At 52.6% G+C, this 1928-nt stretch carries 1 protein-coding gene, 1 tRNA gene and 1 rRNA gene; all 3 read left to right on the plus strand.

Annotated elements, in window-relative coordinates; translation table 11 throughout:
* Window positions 1-85, plus strand: a 5S ribosomal RNA gene (gene rrf / locus CFR72_RS18540); the annotation flags it as partial.
* Window positions 86-113: 28 nt separating this feature from the next.
* Window positions 114-190 (plus strand) — tRNA-Met (locus CFR72_RS16665).
* A gap of 565 nt (window positions 191-755) precedes the next feature.
* Window positions 756-1214, plus strand: a complete 459-nt coding sequence (locus CFR72_RS17405; protein ID WP_146220779.1) for a hypothetical protein — start codon at window positions 756-758, stop codon at window positions 1212-1214.
* Window positions 1215-1928: the final 714 nt, after the last annotated feature.

Raw genomic sequence — 1928 nt, forward strand, 5'->3', positions numbered from 1 at the left:
GATCCCATCCCGAACTCGGCCGTGAAAAACCCCAGCGCCCATGATACTGTGCCTCAAGGCACGGGAAAGTCGGTCGCCGCCAGATCTTCCAGTCAGTCCCACCAACTCACCACCGCGGGGTGGAGCAGCCCGGTAGCTCGTCAGGCTCATAACCTGAAGGCCGCAGGTTCAAATCCTGCCCCCGCAACCACTTCCATCATAATTCCCTACAAATCGACTGCTGATCGCCATGAAACACTGGCTTATCAGACAGTTACACGCGTCCCGACCCTCAAAAGAGGGACGAGCAATCACGCACGTCTACGCATCGCCATGGCCTACAGGGCCGCCTCAACCGGTTTCTCCGATCCGTTCAGAACGAAACTTGGAAACCAATGAGGAATATCATCATGCGTGATGACGCAGTGAGAATGCTGTCGGGGCCAAACCAGAGGGGCTGATTGGCACGCAATACCAGATATGACCCGGAGACTGACCGTCTTCTGGTATGGAACATCATTACCTGGCGGTGGTGTCTGGCCACTACGGAAAATATCCTGGAACTCTGTCCGCTGTGCGTTCTGGGCTTCGGTGGTCCAGACGGCATATGGAAGGATGTCCGGAATAAGGCTGCCAGGCAGTCTTATGCTCCACGGCAATGCGGCGACGCTCCTGTTCATAGTGAAGCAAAGCGCAGGGAGTGGCTGAGGGAAAGCCGGAGACGGAAATGTCTTCCAGAACGTATCGAAATTTTTAACATAATACAGGGCCGGTGGGTGGCGGTCACTCAGGAGAATCTGGCGGAGCATTATTCGCGTTCATATTGGGAGCCCATCGGGTTGGGTAGAGCGTGGGCAGAAATCGAGGCCGGGAGGGTTGCTGACCCCGAAACAGAATTGACGCTTCGTGAACATGCTGAATTTCTGGCCGAGCATCTGTTCGGGACACTGCGCAAAACGCCTGAAACTCCCGATGAGCGTATTTCGGTCATCGTAGAGGATTTTTATTCTGCACGGGAAGAGCAGGCGCTACCACCACCACCTCCGCAGCTTCCGACATTCGAGGAGCGGCTGGACGCCCGGATGCCAGAAGTGCTCGAAGTCTGGGCTACCTCTCAAAAAGGCCACATTACCTCACGGTTGGTGGTCGAAGGTTTACTTCAGTATCAATGGCCATTGTCTACGATCCATCAACGGGCACTTGCCAAAGCCATGCGGCAAGCCGGATGGACATAGCGTAGAAATGCAAAAACGAGGTTCTGGGTTAAAAACGATTGAGGAAAATATCGCCCTTCCTCGTGAAGTATTCAGCGGGGAAGGGCACTTATGGGGGGAGAGGAAGGTCGGCTTGCCGTTAAATTGTTTTCCGTAAAACGGACATGATTGGAACAAAGCTCGACTATGGGATTGGCTGTGTAACGGTCCGTCCCGCATATAGGCGTTCTATAGAAAAATTGACCTCGCATCGTAAGAGACGCGGCAGTATGTCTGCGGACAGATTGATCTGTCCTTGTTCACTAAACAGCCTTTTTCCTTTTCTTATTCGTCGCGTTGGTTGTCATATCGCACACGGCGAGTAAAGCGTAGGCATACTGGAACCCGGCTTCCCGAACCCAGGGCTTGGTCACGACAAACAACCATGCAAGCATGGCAAACAGATTGACCGCAAATGTCGCTAGGATAGCAGGGCCAAGATCAGATGCTACTTTTGCTAACGCCCCAAAGTCACAATTTCTTATAGAATGCGCGAGATTAGGGGCTTTGTTAAAAATTGTGAGCATCGTGATAACCAACGTTAGGAGGCAAAGGGTTAGTGCGAAAGGCTTGAGACCCAGCAAATTACGACGAAACGAGACTGTGTAGAATTTTGTGCGGTGGCACTTTTTCAGGCCATTGGGAAACGATCATCGAACATGATGGCGAGCTGGCATCTGACAGCATACCATTCGC

This window comes from Gluconacetobacter entanii, assembly GCF_003206495.1.
In the GTDB taxonomy this organism is placed as follows: domain Bacteria; phylum Pseudomonadota; class Alphaproteobacteria; order Acetobacterales; family Acetobacteraceae; genus Novacetimonas; species Novacetimonas entanii.